At 39.1% G+C, this 14,744-nt stretch carries 17 protein-coding genes; 11 read left to right on the top strand and 6 right to left on the bottom strand.

Annotation, left to right across the window (positions count from 1 at the left end; genetic code table 11):
• On the top strand, positions 1 to 1,217 hold a 1,217-nt coding region (locus tag ACILP5_RS09775), incomplete at its 5' end, for a DUF1036 domain-containing protein (RefSeq protein ID WP_395618462.1).
• Between the two features lie 62 nt (positions 1,218 to 1,279).
• Here the strand turns inward: ACILP5_RS09775 and ACILP5_RS09770 are convergent.
• Both ACILP5_RS09770 and ACILP5_RS09765 read right to left on the bottom strand, forming a co-directional pair.
• Complete coding sequence (locus ACILP5_RS09770; protein ID WP_395618461.1) at positions 1,280 to 1,858, bottom strand: hypothetical protein; 579 nt, start codon at positions 1,856 to 1,858, stop codon at positions 1,280 to 1,282.
• Between the two features lie 18 nt (positions 1,859 to 1,876).
• The gene (locus tag ACILP5_RS09765; RefSeq protein ID WP_395618460.1) at positions 1,877 to 2,200 is read right to left on the bottom strand and encodes a DUF805 domain-containing protein; all 324 of its coding nucleotides are present in this window, start codon (positions 2,198 to 2,200) and stop codon (positions 1,877 to 1,879) included.
• 239 nt (positions 2,201 to 2,439) lie between these two features.
• Between ACILP5_RS09765 and ACILP5_RS09760 the strand changes: the two genes are divergently transcribed.
• The gene (locus ACILP5_RS09760; RefSeq protein WP_395618459.1) at positions 2,440 to 3,444 is read left to right on the top strand and encodes a proline iminopeptidase-family hydrolase; all 1,005 of its coding nucleotides are present in this window, start codon (positions 2,440 to 2,442) and stop codon (positions 3,442 to 3,444) included.
• Positions 3,445 to 3,459: 15 nt separating this feature from the next.
• Positions 3,460 to 4,482 carry an endo-1,4-beta-xylanase gene (locus ACILP5_RS09755; RefSeq protein WP_395618458.1) on the top strand — a complete coding sequence of 341 codons (1,023 nt, stop codon included), beginning with the start codon at positions 3,460 to 3,462 and terminating at the stop codon, positions 4,480 to 4,482.
• Here the strand turns inward: ACILP5_RS09755 and ACILP5_RS09750 are convergent.
• Positions 4,454 to 5,296, bottom strand: coding sequence for a sugar phosphate isomerase/epimerase family protein (locus tag ACILP5_RS09750; protein WP_395618457.1), 843 nt, complete (start codon positions 5,294 to 5,296; stop codon positions 4,454 to 4,456). The genes ACILP5_RS09755 and ACILP5_RS09750 overlap by 29 nt on opposite strands.
• A 58-nt stretch (positions 5,297 to 5,354) precedes the next feature.
• Between ACILP5_RS09750 and ACILP5_RS09745 the strand changes: the two genes are divergently transcribed.
• The 6 genes from ACILP5_RS09745 to ACILP5_RS09720 all read left to right on the top strand — a co-directional run bounded on the left by ACILP5_RS09745 (position 5,355) and on the right by ACILP5_RS09720 (position 11,097).
• A complete protein-coding gene (locus tag ACILP5_RS09745; RefSeq protein WP_395618456.1) occupies positions 5,355 to 5,546 on the top strand; it encodes a hypothetical protein in 192 nt (63 codons plus the stop codon).
• Positions 5,547 to 5,610: 64 nt separating this feature from the next.
• A complete protein-coding gene (locus ACILP5_RS09740) occupies positions 5,611 to 6,720 on the top strand; it encodes a lycopene cyclase family protein (RefSeq protein ID WP_395618455.1) in 1,110 nt (369 codons plus the stop codon).
• Positions 6,717 to 7,559, top strand: a complete 843-nt coding sequence (locus ACILP5_RS09735; RefSeq protein ID WP_395618454.1) for a Brp/Blh family beta-carotene 15,15'-dioxygenase — start codon at positions 6,717 to 6,719, stop codon at positions 7,557 to 7,559. Before ACILP5_RS09740 ends, ACILP5_RS09735 begins: the two co-directional genes overlap by 4 nt.
• Positions 7,560 to 7,674: 115 nt before the next feature.
• Positions 7,675 to 8,400, top strand: a complete 726-nt coding sequence (locus tag ACILP5_RS09730; RefSeq protein ID WP_395618453.1) for a bacteriorhodopsin-like — start codon at positions 7,675 to 7,677, stop codon at positions 8,398 to 8,400.
• 206 nt (positions 8,401 to 8,606) lie between these two features.
• The gene (locus tag ACILP5_RS09725; protein ID WP_395618452.1) at positions 8,607 to 9,866 is read left to right on the top strand and encodes a prolyl oligopeptidase family serine peptidase; all 1,260 of its coding nucleotides are present in this window, start codon (positions 8,607 to 8,609) and stop codon (positions 9,864 to 9,866) included.
• A 10-nt stretch (positions 9,867 to 9,876) separates the two neighbouring features.
• Positions 9,877 to 11,097, top strand: coding sequence for a serine hydrolase domain-containing protein (locus ACILP5_RS09720; protein ID WP_395618451.1), 1,221 nt, complete (start codon positions 9,877 to 9,879; stop codon positions 11,095 to 11,097).
• Positions 11,098 to 11,144: 47 nt separating this feature from the next.
• Here ACILP5_RS09720 and ACILP5_RS09715 read toward each other — a convergent pair whose 3' ends face one another.
• A complete protein-coding gene (locus ACILP5_RS09715; RefSeq protein ID WP_395618450.1) occupies positions 11,145 to 12,044 on the bottom strand; it encodes a PIG-L family deacetylase in 900 nt (299 codons plus the stop codon).
• 70 nt (positions 12,045 to 12,114) lie between these two features.
• Here ACILP5_RS09715 and ACILP5_RS09710 point away from each other — a divergent pair, with 70 nt between their 5' ends.
• Together ACILP5_RS09710 and ACILP5_RS09705 are read left to right on the top strand one after the other, a co-directional pair.
• The gene (locus ACILP5_RS09710) at positions 12,115 to 12,450 is read left to right on the top strand and encodes a cupin domain-containing protein (RefSeq protein WP_395618449.1); all 336 of its coding nucleotides are present in this window, start codon (positions 12,115 to 12,117) and stop codon (positions 12,448 to 12,450) included.
• Positions 12,447 to 13,661: an NAD(P)/FAD-dependent oxidoreductase gene (locus tag ACILP5_RS09705; RefSeq protein WP_395618448.1), complete on the top strand. Its 1,215-nt coding sequence runs from the start codon at positions 12,447 to 12,449 to the stop codon at positions 13,659 to 13,661. The genes ACILP5_RS09710 and ACILP5_RS09705 overlap by 4 nt, the downstream gene beginning before the upstream one ends.
• Here the strand turns inward: ACILP5_RS09705 and ACILP5_RS09700 are convergent.
• Positions 13,653 to 14,105 (bottom strand): hypothetical protein, encoded by a 453-nt coding sequence (locus ACILP5_RS09700; protein ID WP_395618447.1) that lies wholly within the window; start codon positions 14,103 to 14,105, stop codon positions 13,653 to 13,655. The two genes, ACILP5_RS09705 and ACILP5_RS09700, sit on opposite strands and share 9 nt — an antisense overlap.
• Complete coding sequence (locus ACILP5_RS09695; protein WP_395618446.1) at positions 14,089 to 14,706, bottom strand: flavin reductase family protein; 618 nt, start codon at positions 14,704 to 14,706, stop codon at positions 14,089 to 14,091. Before ACILP5_RS09695 ends, ACILP5_RS09700 begins: the two co-directional genes overlap by 17 nt.
• Between the last annotated feature and the right edge of the window lie 38 nt (positions 14,707 to 14,744).

Raw genomic sequence — 14,744 nt, 5'->3', positions numbered from 1 at the left:
AACTAATTCAATTATTGAGCGATGCTCGACTATTAAAAGAATTAAAAAAATCGTATTCAGGTTCTAGTTTAATTACTCATTTAAAGCAGAATGACTTACTCTATTTAGTGCCTGGGGATGAATTATTTCATACGGTAAGAAAAGATAAAAGAGGCAAAAGTTTCATCAAATTCGTTAACGATAACCAATATAGCGATACGTGCCCTGCTTCTATTTACAAATTAGCTATAGAAGAGTTTCATACTGAAATAAACGGAGTCCTTACAACTGTAGAAAAGGTCATTCAAAGCACTAAATATCATGCAACTGATCGGGCTACCTTACTTTTTAAAGAGAATCAATTAGATTTTACTAAAGACGTTTCTAAGGTAAATATGACTACATTCTCCGTACCAGGTGAATATGTTACAAAATTCTATGCCATTGATGAATATTTAGGCGCATTTGAAAGATATTATGATGGTACAAAATTCACTCAACAGGATTTAGCTGGATTTAAAGTTAGTACGGAAGAAATTTCAAACTATTTAAATGAGCAAACGCGTATTTCGACTAAAATTGAAGAACTAAAAAGTTTAAATGAATCAAGGGCGCTTGAACTAGGTGCTTCCACTAACACAACCTATTCGTATCAAACGAATGCGACTAGCGGAAGCTCTTGGTATGATAAGAAATGGTTAGTTTACCTATTACTTGTTTTGTTTTTCCCAGTAGGACTTATAGGGGTAGCAAAAAACAAATCTATGTCCATCTTTACTAAACTAATCATATTCGGCATTTTCGGATTTTTGCTATATGCAGCTTATAAAGGAAATGAATCTAATGCCCTTAATTCTTCTGTTGAATCTAAAGCTGCATTCACCATTGATTCTACTACAATGGCTCCTAGTGTATTTATAACCAATAAATCAAAGGAGGCTATCTCTATAGCTTATGGATACAAATACAAGAAAGGATGGAGATCCATTGGATGGTTTCCTGTAAAATCCGACAGTACCTTTCAAATTGAAATACCTAGTGATATGATCAATGACTCATTCTACTGGTATGCTGAATCGGAGAAAGGGGTAAAATGGATAGGGACAGATAAAAAATTCTGTATTGATGGACAAAATGCCTTTGATATAAAGAAGAAAAAAACTGGCAAATGCAGTGATAATGCGGTATTCACAAGACTCCAAATTGCAGGAAAATATACCCAATTAGAAGTAAAATAAATTCTTTCTATAAAAAAGGCGCTCAGTTAACACTAGGCGCCTTTTTTATGAAAAAAAATAAATTATTTAGCCATCTTTGAATTAATATCAGCAACGGCTCCCAACACATCTTTAGTTGTAAAATTCATTTTAGCAGTCTCAATTAAGATAAAAGTATTATTTGTCAAGTTTAATTTAATGCCAGCTTCAATTGATACACTCGCAATATCTTCGACTTTAATCTCACCTACGTTATCATTATCCTTAAAGGAAATGTGTGAACTACTAATAGAAATAGAATCATTCCGATCTCTGATCAAAGTATAGGTTGCAATAAGAACAGGAAGGATTGAATTTAAAATGATATAAGCCCAAACGATACTTGTTTGATCTTCTGCAACTTTTAATTCCCCCATCAAATTATATAAGTAATAACCAATGGCAGCACCAATAAGTATACTTATTAACTTAGGCCATTCCTTTGGATTATAAGTAATAACCCCATCTGATTCAGATCTAGAGCCTACACTGTTTAATACAAAAGAGGAAATAGTGGTAATTAGGAAAATACTAATCATTGGCCAAAAACCAAGGATATCCACGATGAACCAAATTAATAGAAAATTGATGGCTAGAATTGCGTAATAGATAATCTTTTTCATAGTAAAATAAATAAATGGTTAAATTAAATTTTCAACAGTTTTAGGATCTGGACCAAATTCATTTTCACCCTTGTTTCCTTCTGTAATGGCAAGAATAAAATTATATATAGGGATAAGAACAAACCAACCACTTTTTCCCACATCGTGCATGCGCCTGACAGCCACGGCTATACTAGGAATCAATACCACTAAATAATACAGAAGAGATAATTCTGACGAACCTACAAAGCCAATGACAAAATAAATCAAGCAATTAAACAAAAAGAACATCCAATACTCTTTCCTTCTTGCTCTACCTTGGAATGTGGCATATTTCTTAAATGCCACTAAATAATAGTCCATAATTAATAGATTTAGATATTTTTTCTCTGTTACTTTTCAGAATAAGCCCCGCTTTATAGAAAGTGACCGGCCCCTAAATGAATATATTTCGTACAATTTATTGAAATTTATTATAATATTTCATCATAAAATTGTACTATTTATTTAACGGAATGATTCATTTTGTTCCCTTTTGCGTTTTAGGAACAAATATGCTGTTCAATTTTCTCATATTAATCGTATGTTTAAATAAAAAAACGATGAACAAACTCCTACTCATTGCCCTATCCATTTTCACTCTGTCCTCCTGCACGAAAAACACAGATACTGTGTCTAACTACTTCTCCTCTACTGACAGTATTGAAGCTGGCGGTGTAAAAATGATTCCCATTCAGACGCCTGCAGGAACGTTTAAGGTGTGGACGAAGCGCTTTGGGACTAATCCTAAAATCAAAATTCTTTTATTGCATGGCGGTCCTGCGATGACACACGAGTACATGGAATGTTTTGAGACTTACTTCCAAAGAGAGGGCTTCGAATTCTACGAATACGATCAGCTAGGCTCCTATTACAGTGATCAACCGACGGATTCTACCTTATGGAAAACAGAACGATTTGTGGAAGAGGTGGAGCAAGTTCGCAAGGCGATAGGTGCAGATTCAACTAATTTTTACGTTGTCGGAAATTCATGGGGAGGTATTTTAGGAATGGAATATGCACTGAAATACCAAAAGAATATCAAAGGATTAGTGGTCTCTAATATGGTGGCGAGTGCTCCAGATTATGGTAAATATGCGGAGGAGGTATTAGCGAAACAAATGGATCCTAAGGTATTAGCGGAAGTAAGAGCCATCGAGGCAAAAAAGGATTTCAATAATCCGCGCTACATGGAACTATTAATCCCTAATTTCTACCAAAAACATATTTGCCGTTTAAAAGAGTGGCCAGATGCATTGAATCGCACCTTTAAGCACGGGAATAGTGCAGTTTATGTTCGAATGCAAGGACCAAGTGAATTTGGGATTAGCGGACTTTTAGAAAAATGGGATATCAAAAATCGCCTAAAAGAAATCTATGTTCCTACGCTAATGGTCGGTGCGAAATATGACACGATGGATCCAAAGGCGATGGAAGAACAAAGTAAAATGGTTCAAAACGGATCCTATCTCTATTGCCCTAACGGCAGCCACCTGGCGATGTGGGATGATCAAAAAACCTACATGAATGGGGTTATTTCGTTCATTAAGAAGGTAAATGGAGAATAAAACAAAACTATATCTATGAAACTAATTACCATATTACTAGGTCTTTCCTATTGCTTATCAGCACAAAAGCCCCATCTAAAAGAGGCCGTAAAATTCCCCTTGGGTTCTTCCGTCAATCCTCGTTTACTGAACGAGAATGAAGCCTACCGAAACATAGCTACAACCGAATGGACGAGCCTAACAGCAGAAAATCACATGAAAATGATGCTAATTCATCCGGCAGCAGACCGTTTTGATTTCTCTAAAGGTGATGAGATTGTGAATTTCGCCACAGCTTCAGGCAAAAGAATGCATGGGCATACCCTGGTTTGGCATAATCAAGTACCGCAATGGATGAAGGACTTTCAAGGGGATCAAAAAGCCTGGGAGTCGTTACTTAAATCGCATATTCAAACGGTAGTGAGTCATTATAAGGGCAAAATCGCAGGATGGGATGTGGTGAATGAGTCATTCTTGGATGACGGTAGTCTTCGTCCCTCTTTATGGGCAGATCATATTCCAGATTATATCGCCAAAAGTTTCCAATGGGCCCACGAGTCAGATCCTGGCGCCATCCTCTTTTACAATGATTATGGTCAAGATGGTAAACCAAAGAAGATGCAGGCCATCCTCGACCTAGTCGCGGATTTAAAGCGTCGTGGAATTCCTATCCATGGTTTAGGATTACAAATGCACATCAATGTAGATTCCAAGCGAAATGAACTGCAAGAGGTGCTAGATAAATCCATCAAAACGGGCTTGAAAATCCACCTTTCTGAACTCGATATTGCGGTAAATCCGAAGAACAATCCGGACTTTATCTATGAGGAAAAAGTGGCCTCAGCGCAAGCAGAACAATTTAACTTCGTCTTCAAGTCCTATATGAAGATTCCTGCTGCACAGCAATATGGCATTACTTTTTGGAATATTTCGGATAAAGATTCCTGGTTACGCGGTTATTTCAAACGGCCGAAGGAATATCCGCTTTTATTCGATGATAAGTATGCTAAAAAACCAGCTTACACAACTCTTATAAACTCTTTACATACGCTAAACTAAGCGGGACTTGTGCTCTTGAATTCGAATTTTCGTCTTCTAAATAATAGTACTTGATGGGAGATTTTCGCGCTTGTTTTAAGATGGCTTGAACGTTTATTTGGCCTGAACCTAGCGGCACATCGTTTTCAGAAGAGGTCTTCACATCCAGCCCAACGGGAACACCCCTTTTTAAGTCTTTAACGTGCATGAGCTTGAATCGGGAAGGGTATTTCTTTAAGTAGGCCAGCGGATCCTGCCCAAATTGATGCACCCACAGAATATCTAATTCAAAGGAAACATAGTCTGGATTCGTATTTTGGATTAAATAATCATATAAAGTGGACTTCTCGTAGGGCGTAAAATCATATCCGTGGTTGTGGTAACAAAATTCGAGACCATTTTCTTTCAACAATTTACCCACTCGATTAAAATCTTTCACGGCTGCCTCTGCTTGCTGAACAGTAAATTCTCCCTTATGTGGAATCATTCCCACCCGTACAAACTCTGCACCGAGCGTCTTCGCTTCTTCAATCACCTTATCCGTTTTATTCGTCAAAGCATCATAATAAACGCCATAACTGGTGCAGACCATCCCTCTCGCATCTAATAAAGCCCGCATCTCCACCGCCGTTTTCCCGAAAAGATTAGAAAACTCGATATTCCGAATACCCATCTCCTTAATATAATCTAAGGTCCCCGCCACATCTTTGCTAAAGTCATTGCGAAAAGTAAACGAAACCACCCCTGGTGTATCTTTTAAGACTTTGCTGAAGGGTTTTTGGGCAATAATTACATTCGATAGTAGTACAAACGCGAATAGCAATAACTTTTTCATATTCAATGGTTTAGAATTTAAGAGACAATTTACCTAATTTGAACAAAAAAAAGACGTAATGAAAAATAAAACTCGCTGGATCCTTCAAGCCACCTCAGGACTTATACTTACTGGAAGTGGACTTTCGCTAGCTATCGACGCTGGCGTCACAAAAATGCAAGGTGGAGACTGGTTCTTTTATGGAACTGGAGCTCTCGTTGTTTTCAATGCGGGGCTTTGTCTGGTGATCGATGCCGCACGATTTAAATAAGTCAAACAAAATAACTAGATTGTGGTTTACCTAGTACAATTTTTTATTTTAAAAATTATATTTAATGTCTGCAGTGGTTTTTGATTTAGCGATTATAGGTGCAGGCGCGTCCGGATTGCAGCTTTTGTATGAAATGATACAAGCTGATTCCTCTAGAGAAAAGAAAATTTTACTCCTAGATTCGGGAGATCGTTCACAAAAAAGTTGGTGTTTTTGGGAAGATGAAAAAAGAGCATGCTTTCCATTTCTAGTCGAAAAGTCGTGGAAAACGATGACCTACCGAACTAGCCACGGGGAGACATTACATACAACCATCCATCCACTAGAATACAATTATATTTCTTCCGATCGATTTTTCACCTACTTTTTCGAGGAATTCATTCCAGCTAATCCGAATATTACTTTAGTTACAAATTGGGCACAGGAGATTAAAGAAGGTGCCGAAGTGCAAACCATCTCTTGCCGCGATGGCTCTACTTTTTTCTCAAAACGTGTCGCCGATTCTAGACCCATAAAATCCGAGGATCCGGCGCTCATCTACCAGCATTTTAGTGGTAAATTCATAGAGTTCGATGAACCTATTTTAGATGACTCGGCTATGACTTTGATGGATTTTAGTTTGCCTGTTTCAACTGAAGAAATGTCGGTTTTCCACTACATTTTACCTTTTAGCAGAACCAAGGCTTTAATTGAAACCACTGTTTTTACAAAACTAGATTACGATAAACAAGCCTATGAGCGTATTTGGAAGCAATACGTTGATAAACACTTTAGGAGTAAAAAATTTAAAATTATATCGGATGAAATGGGCACTATACCCATGGGAGTTCATGCTCAGAAGAAAGAAGGGTCTATTTTTACTATCGGTGCCGCTGGCGGTAACATGAAGGCATCTACAGGCTATGCCTTCACTCGGATGCAAGAGGATGCAAAATTAAGAGCACAAAACCGCTTAAAAGTAACACCTAGCAGATTTCGTTTTTATGATAAGATGCTATTGAAAATTATGAACAATGACATGGCTAAGATTCCACAGGTCATGGATCGATTATTTAGCCGAGTTCCTACCCACCGTATTCTTCGTTTTTTAGATGACAAAAGCTCCTTGAGAGAAGATATACTCTTGCTTTCAAAACTAGATGTTCCACTTTTCATTACTCATTTATTGAAATGAAAAACTACTTTGGAGCCATCTTTACCCTACTTTATGTTCTTTCCTACAAGCTGATTGGACCTTGGTCTAACGAGATTGACCTCTATATATGTGGTTTTTTATTACTAATCATTGGCATTCCTCATGGAGCAGGCGATCACTTAATTGCCCAAAAAATCGCTAAAAGAGAAAATCTCACCTTTCATTTAAAGCCTTTTATCGTTTACTATTTGGGAATCATGGTGGCCTATGCAGCCCTTTGGTTCATTACACCGATGGTGGGATTCATAATTTTCATTGCTATAAGTGTATTTCATTTCGGAGATATGGAGGATATTCAACCGGTCGATTCTACAAATACCTGGATAAATGTAGTCAAAACGATTTGCTTAGGCTCTGGAATTTTATCCTTAATTCTCTTTAGTCATTGGTCGGAAGTTTCAAAAATTACAACCGCGATGCAGGTAAATTTACCCAAGAATATACCGCCATTTTCGCTTCTTTTTAGTCTATTGTTATTGAGTTTTGGGTTCCAAAAGAAAAATTTTCATCCCTTTTTGAATACTTTTTTTGCTTTAGTAATAGGGTTTTTTCTGCCGCTTATTCCGGCATTTATTTGCTATTTTTCTTGCTGCCATGCCATCACTAGTTTCGAAGGCATGAGAAGTCACTTAGAAATGAAAACCTTAGAATTATATAAAAAACTTATTCCGTTTTCATTAGGAGCACTTTTGCTGGGAATTATTTATATAAATTTGATTTCCAAACACTTAGAAATCTATCCCGTTTTTATTTTTCTTTCCCTACTAACGCTGCCACATTTTTTACTTATGCATAAATTAATAAAACGCCCCAATTGAACATTTTGTACATTTTTTATTTTTTTTTAAATTTTTTTTACAATCTTTGAAACAATTGCCGACATCATCAGTTTAAACAGTATCATTTATTTTAAAACATTAACCTTTAACATTTATGGAAACATTAAACATTCTATTGGACGGTAGCCTAGCTGCTGGAGATTACATCGGCTTTACCTTCTTTACAGGGTACATGTCAATGCTTGCTGCTTCAATCTTTTTCATCGTAGAAAGAGGGACAGTAAACGACAAGTGGAAAACATCTTTATTGATTTCTGCTTTAATTACATTTATTGCGGCTGTGCATTATTTCTACATGCGCGGTGTATGGTTAGAGACACATGAGTCTCCAACTCAATTCCGTTACATTGACTGGACATTAACTGTTCCTTTGATGTGTATCGAGTACTTCTTGATCTTGAAGCCAGCTGGCGCTAAGACAGGAATGTTATCTCGTTTAATCTTCGGTTCTGTTGTTATGTTAGTAGCAGGATATATCGGAGAGGCAGTAGTACCAGAGCAAAACGTAATGTGGGGAATCATTTCTACATTAGGATGGGCGCTTATCATCTATGAAATCTACATGGGTGAGGCTTCTAAGTTAGCTGCTGCTTCTACTAATGCTGAGGTTCAATCAGGTTTCAAAGTTATGCGTTGGTTCACATTAGTAGGTTGGGCAATCTATCCAATCGGCTACATGATGTTACCAGGTAACTTGTTATCAGGTTTCGCTGGAAACATTGACTTAGCTTACAACATTGCTGATGCAGTAAACAAAATCGGTTTCGGTTTAGTAGTTTACTCTATCGCAAAAGGAGCTACGGCTGCAGAAGCGAAATAATATTTATTTCTCAAAAGGAAGGGGATGGTCATCGATCATCCCCTTTTTTTATGGCCAAAATATAAGTTACCAATCCTTTCGAAATGAACGCATCCAAGTTCCTGAATCTTTAATAATGACTAGTGTCTTTGATTCAAAATACGGGATAGTATTTTAGGATTTTTTACGTTTATTTGTTGATAATTAATTAATTAAACCTATCATCCATGAAAAAAATACTCTTCTTTCTCTCGCTGCTTGCTTTTAGTGCAGTAGCAAAACCCACGGGCACCTATAAAATTGTTGTAGAAGGCTTCGACTGGGGTGCAGGTGTAAACAAAGTTATATTAGCCTTGAATGACACTACTTCTAAAGTAAATGCCGCTGATTACACCGTATTCGCTAGCCGAAAATCAAGCACTGGACTCATTGCAGATCAAGATAATAAACGTGAAATCGTTACAGCCTATGTTTCGGATGAAAGCGGTGCACGTGTGAAAACTGGCAAAAACGTTACTCTCGTTTTATCGGTAGGACCTCAATTGCCTATCAGCTCCCCTTTTCAATACCAAAGAAGTAAAGGGAATGTTTGGGTAGATTATTCCTTAACTATCGTACATCCTAAAACGGGATATGTTTGGGATACGTCTACGGGCAAAATTATGCCCTTGATTGATCAATTTGACTTAAGTGGTAAATATACCTACAATGAAAAATTAACGATGTCATACGCGACCTTTACTCCCAAAGTAAAGAAAGATAAAGCTCCTTTACTTATCTGGTTACATGGCGGTGGCGAAGGAGGAACGGATCCTACAGTTCCTCTTTTGGGAAACAAAGCAGCGAACTATGCGGGCGAAAGTATCCAATCTATTTTCGAAGGCGTTTATGTCCTATCTCCGCAATGCCCAGGTGCTTGGATGCACAATACACAGGGGGTAGGAACGCAAGGGAAAGACAATGACATCTATAACGAAGGTTTGATGGCCTTAATTAAGGACTATATCAAAGCAAATCCAGGCATCGACCCTAGCCGCATTTATGTGGGAGGCTGCTCGAATGGTGGCTATATGGCCTTGAAATTGATCTTTTTATATCCAGATTATTTCGCGGCAGGTTACATCAGTGCTTTGGCCTATAAATCAGAATACATTCCAGAAAGCGATATTCAAAGGATTAAAAATGTGCCTATTTGGTTTGTTCACTCTAAAGATGACAGAACAACCATCCCTGACCTTACGGTTGTACCTGTATTTGACCGTCTTCGTAAAGCTGGTGCAAAAAATGTACATTTTACCTATTACGATCGAGTGAACGATATCACGAATTTATACGGAGGTAAAGGATTCGAATACAATGGCCACTGGTCTTGGGTTTACTTACATGAAAACCTACCTAGAACTGACTTAGATGGATCAGCCGTACGTGTTAATGGCAAGCCGGTTACCATTATGGAATGGTTAGCAGCGCAGAAAAAAGGAAAATAAAAGTTAAGTTATGAAATTCACAAAACATCTTCTTCTACTCTTCAGCCTTTTATTCATAGCTGAAATCAGTGCACAAGCGCCCAAAATAGTTGCGGGCATCAATGTCGATCGCGTTAAACGATTAGAAAAATTCGTTCAAAGCGAAATGGACAAAGGAAACATTCCAGGTGCTGTGACGATGATTATTCACAATGGGCAGGTGGTACATCAAGGGGCTTTGGGCTACAAAAACGTAGCCACAAAAACACCCATGACGACGGATGATCTATTCTATATCCAGTCTATGACGAAGCCCATTATATCAACGGCCTTCATGATGTTGTATGAAGAAGGGTATTTCAAGTTAAGTGATCCGGTTTCAAAATACTTACCTGAATTCAAAAATTTACGCGTAGTTAGAAGCGTAACTGATGGTCCAGATGCTCCTACTGATACGTTAAAATCACAAATCACCATGACCCAATTACTAAGTCACAGTGGAGGATTAATGCATGGTTTAGAACAAAATCCTGTCCAAATCAGGTTCCGAAATGGTTATTTTAAACCCGGCATTAAAACGATTCAAGAGCGTGTCGCTAATATGACTAAATTCCCTCTTTTAGCACAACCAGGTACGGAATGGAATTACAGTGCGGGTCCAGATGTGTTATGTGTTTTGATCGAAAAATTCTCAGGAATGAGTGTGAATGAATTTTTAAAGTCCAGATTATTCGAGCCTTTAGAGATGAAACATACGGGTTATAATGTACCTAAAGAAGAGCAATCTAAGATCGTGGCATTGCATACGAGAGGCAAGAATGGCACCATTTCAGTGGCTGCGAATCAGCCGCCATTTGAGAATGTGACGGTATGGAGTGGGGTAAATGGTCTATTCTCTACGGCTGCGGATTATGCGACTTTTTGCCAAATGATGCTAGCCGGCGGAACCTACAAAGGCAAGCAATACTTAAGCCGCAAGACAGTGGAATTAATGACCTCAAATCATACCGGAGATTTATTCAAAACACAAGGAACACAATGGGGACTTGGATTCGCGGTGGTAACAGATGGTCCTGCGACCAAAACTCCTGCTTCTAAAGGCTTGTTTTATTGGGGAGGAGCGAATAATACTCACTTCTTTATCGACCCTCAGGAGAAATTGATTGCGTTATTTATGACTCAGGAAAGCAATTTCACCTGGGAATACCATAACAGTTTACGCCAAATGGTCTACCAGACATTGGCAGATTAATGCAAAAATCCGGGTCTAAGTGATCCGGCTTTTTGTATTACTTTTTATTACGGAGCTGGAAAACCTGATTTGGCTAAATCTTTAAACAGTTTTTCGACCTTATTTACACCCGAGGCATCATTTATGTCGAAATAACGGTAATGTTCCAAATCCGTTTTATGGATGGCATTCTCTTGAATGGCCCCTTGGGATTTATATACTGAGATAACCCAATCTGCTACAATTTTATAACTCAACTTATCGTTTTCTTTAAATCGAAAGGCGCGGTTCAAGGTAAATGAAGGTGCTCCAGGTTTGATTTTAGTTTCTGGGAAGCCCGCTAATTCGGTAAAGTCAAGCGGTTTTGAATTCAAGCTAAGGGGGCTTCCGGCGATGATAATGGGTTTCTTTGCCCCTTTGAAACGCTGCACCGCTCTTAGACCCATTAATACCGCTGTTTTATGATGGCCGTGTTGACCCGCATGAGGCAACATGGTGATCACAAAATCATAGTTTTGGTCTTTTAACAAATTATCCATTCGGCTTTCCACATGCGGTATATTCCAGTTTTTGCCCGAAATATAAGGGGTTGGGTCCGTCGTATACCAGTCATCTGGCTGTTCCATGAAATAGATATTCCGCATCCCCATGATCTTGGCGGCATCCAGAATCTCTTGTTTACGAATCAAGGGTAAATGATTTCGAGCTGTGACCGAATCGGTCAGATTTAAACCATAATACATCGCACCCAATTGAGAATCAGCAAATCCGCCACCTCCATCTGTCATCACCGCCATATCCACGGTCCCTTTTAACTCATGGGTGATTTTAAATACGGTGACAGAGAAACCCGTTTCGTCATCCGGGTGAGCGGTCACGACTAATACCTTAGGGCCTTGTGCGGAAACTTGAAAAAATGCGATGCATAAAAAGCTGTAAATGAAGGCTTTAATTAATTGATTTTTCATAGTTAGAAGGTTTATATTCTGACAATAATAGAAAAAATTATGCATTCAGCAAATTGTCTTATTTTTGTGCATGAGTAGTACGCACTGGATCAAAGACGCTGACATCGAATGGGAAATCCTTGACGAGAATTGCAAACGCAAAATCATGGCCTTTAATGAAGGCTTGATGATTGTGAAAGTGCACTTTAAAAAAGGAGGTATTGGAGCCATTCACCAACACATTCATACCCAAGGTTCCTATGTAGAAAGTGGGGTTTTCGAAGTAATCATCGGAAATGAAAAAAAGATCCTGAAACAAGGGGATGTTTTCTTTATTCCTCCATCGATTGACCACGGTGTTGTGGCGCTTGAGGAAGGCGTTTTAGTTGACTCGTTCAATCCCATGCGCGCAGATTTTATCCAATGAAAATAATCGTCATAGGTGGTGGAGCCGCTGGATTTTTTGCTGCTATTTCTGCCAAAGAACACAATTCAGATGCCGAGGTAACCATCCTAGAAAAAACATCCAAGTTTTTAGGTAAGGTGAAAATCTCGGGTGGTGGCCGTTGCAATGTCACCAATGCCACCTTTAATTCCCGTGTGTTGTCCGAAAACTATCCCCGTGGGGAGAAGTTTCTTCGGAAGGCCTTCGAGGTCTTTAATGCCTCCTCTATGGTTGAATGGCTCGAGACTAGAGGTGTTGCCTTGAAAACCTATCCCGATAATTGCATATTCCCGCTTTCGAATGATTCCCAAACCATCATCGACTGCTTTATGTCCGAAGCTCGGCGTTTGCACATCAATCTGCATGGCAGCCAATCAGTAGACGAAATAAAGCCCACAGCGAAAGGTTTTCGCATCCATTGCCGGGATACGGAATACGACGCAGATCGTGTGATTGTGACAACTGGTGGACAACCTAAAATGTCCGGATTGCAGTGGCTAGAAGACGTAGGACATACCATTATTCCTCCCGTTCCCTCCTTATTCACCTTTAATATGCCTGCTGAGCCTATTCGCGACCTAATGGGTATCGTGGTAGAAAAAGCACGGGTTAGAATAGAAGGCCAAAAACTCATCAGTCAAGGTCCCCTCCTCGTCACCCATTGGGGTATGAGCGGCCCAGCTATTTTGCAATTATCTGCCTGGGGAGCTCGGATTTTAGCTGAAAAAGAATACCGATGTGCGATTCTCGTTAATTGGCTAGATGATACAAAAGAAGAGGGTTTACGGACGCAAATCGCACAAGTCATCAAAGACCACGGTGCTAAAATGATGGCGAATTTGAACCCATTCCCCATGCCAAATCGTCTGTGGGTCTATCTGCTAGAGAAAAACGAAATCAAGACAAGCCTTCGTTGGAATGAATTAGGAGGAAAGGCGTTGAACAAATTAATCAACACGTTGATCAATGACCGCTATGTGGTGCAGGGGAAAACGACTTTTAAAGAGGAGTTTGTAACTGCTGGCGGAGTAGACTTACAAGACATTAGCGTCCAAACAATGGAGAGCAAAAAATGCCCAGGACTTTTCTTCGCAGGCGAGGTCATGGACATCGATGGTATCACCGGTGGATTTAATTTCCAATCCGCGTGGACGACTGGGTTTATTGCTGGGAAGAGCGCTGGACTACTTTAAAATATCCTTAATAATTTTCAGGTGGTGATCTGTATGCAACTCTAAAAATGGGATAACATCTTTCTTTTTCGTATCCCCAAAATAAGGATGGGAAAAATAATGACCCGCTCCTACTGACTCAAATTCAGTTATTTTAGCTCGACAACTAGCAATGTGATTCAGAAGTGATTCTGAAGTAAATGTATCTGGTACTACAAATTTAGGCGCTCTCGATTTACCTCTAGGAATTTTTCCACGCCAAAAAATCAAGTACTTAAATGGGCGAAAACTCCATTTATATTTCGAAGGATCTGATCTCTTCACCCCTTCAATGACAGATGAGATTACTAATAAACTGTGCTCAATTTGCCAGCCAACAGTAGAAGAAGAGACAGTTTCATTTCTGGCCTCTAGCTGGGGAATATAGGACGCTAACTCGTCTACTAGATTAAGTAACTTTTGCATACGGCAAGGTATTAATTTTTTCGGTTTTATAATAGCCTGAGGTACCGAGGGAGGTTAAGATACCTACTTTGGCCAAATCTAAAAAGCCATCCTCCTCCTGAATTTCTGCTGAAACATAGGCTTCTTGCAAAGATCCAATCACGAGAAAGGTGCCATTTAATTCAATAGGAATCACTTGTTCGAATTTCAAAACATACTGCACCGGGGATTCCGCCACAAATGGCGCATTACATCCTTCACGAAATTGCTCAGTCAGTCCCGTCATTTCAAACTCCGAAACGCCATCTGGGTATTTCGCGCTCGTCTGATGCGCTTGCCGGTAGATCGATTCGGTCACTAAATTGACCGTATAAATCCACGTTTCCTGGATATTTTGAATCGTATGTGGTGCAGCAGACAAAGGACGGTTAATAAACCCGATTAAGGCAGGATCAGCCCCTAAATGAACGATATTGCTAAATACAGCGAGGTTTGAAACGCCTTTATCATTCACTGTTCCGATGAGAGACAAACTCTTAAAACCACTGAGCGAATTGATAAAATTAGCGCGAGTGAAACGATCCCAGGTTTGGAGTTCAGAAAGTGAAAAATGTTTGCTCATAATGGTAGAAGTGACTTAAATCACTTTTTGTGGCTTAA

Origin of the sequence: Aquirufa sp., assembly GCF_044239315.1 — a bacterium.
GTDB lineage: Bacteria > Bacteroidota > Bacteroidia > Cytophagales > Spirosomataceae > Aquirufa.
Note: the sequence above shows the minus strand (reverse complement) of the source record. Positions and strands in the feature narration are given on the sequence as shown.

What these genes read in the sequence shown, in the direction of transcription:
- ACILP5_RS09740 (WP_395618455.1), top strand. Translation starts at nt 5,611, where the DNA reads ATGTCTGCAGTGGTTTTTGATTTAGCGATTATAGGTGCAGGCGCGTCC.
- ACILP5_RS09770 (WP_395618461.1), bottom strand. Translation starts at nt 1,858, where the DNA reads ATGAAAAAGATTATCTATTACGCAATTCTAGCCATCAATTTTCTATTA.
- ACILP5_RS09720 (WP_395618451.1), top strand. Translation starts at nt 9,877, where the DNA reads ATGAAATTCACAAAACATCTTCTTCTACTCTTCAGCCTTTTATTCATA.
- ACILP5_RS09715 (WP_395618450.1), bottom strand. Translation starts at nt 12,044, where the DNA reads ATGAAAAATCAATTAATTAAAGCCTTCATTTACAGCTTTTTATGCATC.
- ACILP5_RS09735 (WP_395618454.1), top strand. Translation starts at nt 6,717, where the DNA reads ATGAAAAACTACTTTGGAGCCATCTTTACCCTACTTTATGTTCTTTCC.
- ACILP5_RS09750 (WP_395618457.1), bottom strand. Translation starts at nt 5,296, where the DNA reads ATGAAAAAGTTATTGCTATTCGCGTTTGTACTACTATCGAATGTAATT.
- ACILP5_RS09725 (WP_395618452.1), top strand. Translation starts at nt 8,607, where the DNA reads ATGAAAAAAATACTCTTCTTTCTCTCGCTGCTTGCTTTTAGTGCAGTA.
- ACILP5_RS09745 (WP_395618456.1), top strand. Translation starts at nt 5,355, where the DNA reads ATGAAAAATAAAACTCGCTGGATCCTTCAAGCCACCTCAGGACTTATA.
- ACILP5_RS09755 (WP_395618458.1), top strand. Translation starts at nt 3,460, where the DNA reads ATGAAACTAATTACCATATTACTAGGTCTTTCCTATTGCTTATCAGCA.
- ACILP5_RS09695 (WP_395618446.1), bottom strand. Translation starts at nt 14,706, where the DNA reads ATGAGCAAACATTTTTCACTTTCTGAACTCCAAACCTGGGATCGTTTC.
- ACILP5_RS09700 (WP_395618447.1), bottom strand. Translation starts at nt 14,105, where the DNA reads ATGCAAAAGTTACTTAATCTAGTAGACGAGTTAGCGTCCTATATTCCC.
- ACILP5_RS09765 (WP_395618460.1), bottom strand. Translation starts at nt 2,200, where the DNA reads ATGGACTATTATTTAGTGGCATTTAAGAAATATGCCACATTCCAAGGT.
- ACILP5_RS09710 (WP_395618449.1), top strand. Translation starts at nt 12,115, where the DNA reads ATGAGTAGTACGCACTGGATCAAAGACGCTGACATCGAATGGGAAATC.
- ACILP5_RS09760 (WP_395618459.1), top strand. Translation starts at nt 2,440, where the DNA reads ATGAACAAACTCCTACTCATTGCCCTATCCATTTTCACTCTGTCCTCC.
- ACILP5_RS09730 (WP_395618453.1), top strand. Translation starts at nt 7,675, where the DNA reads ATGGAAACATTAAACATTCTATTGGACGGTAGCCTAGCTGCTGGAGAT.
- ACILP5_RS09705 (WP_395618448.1), top strand. Translation starts at nt 12,447, where the DNA reads ATGAAAATAATCGTCATAGGTGGTGGAGCCGCTGGATTTTTTGCTGCT.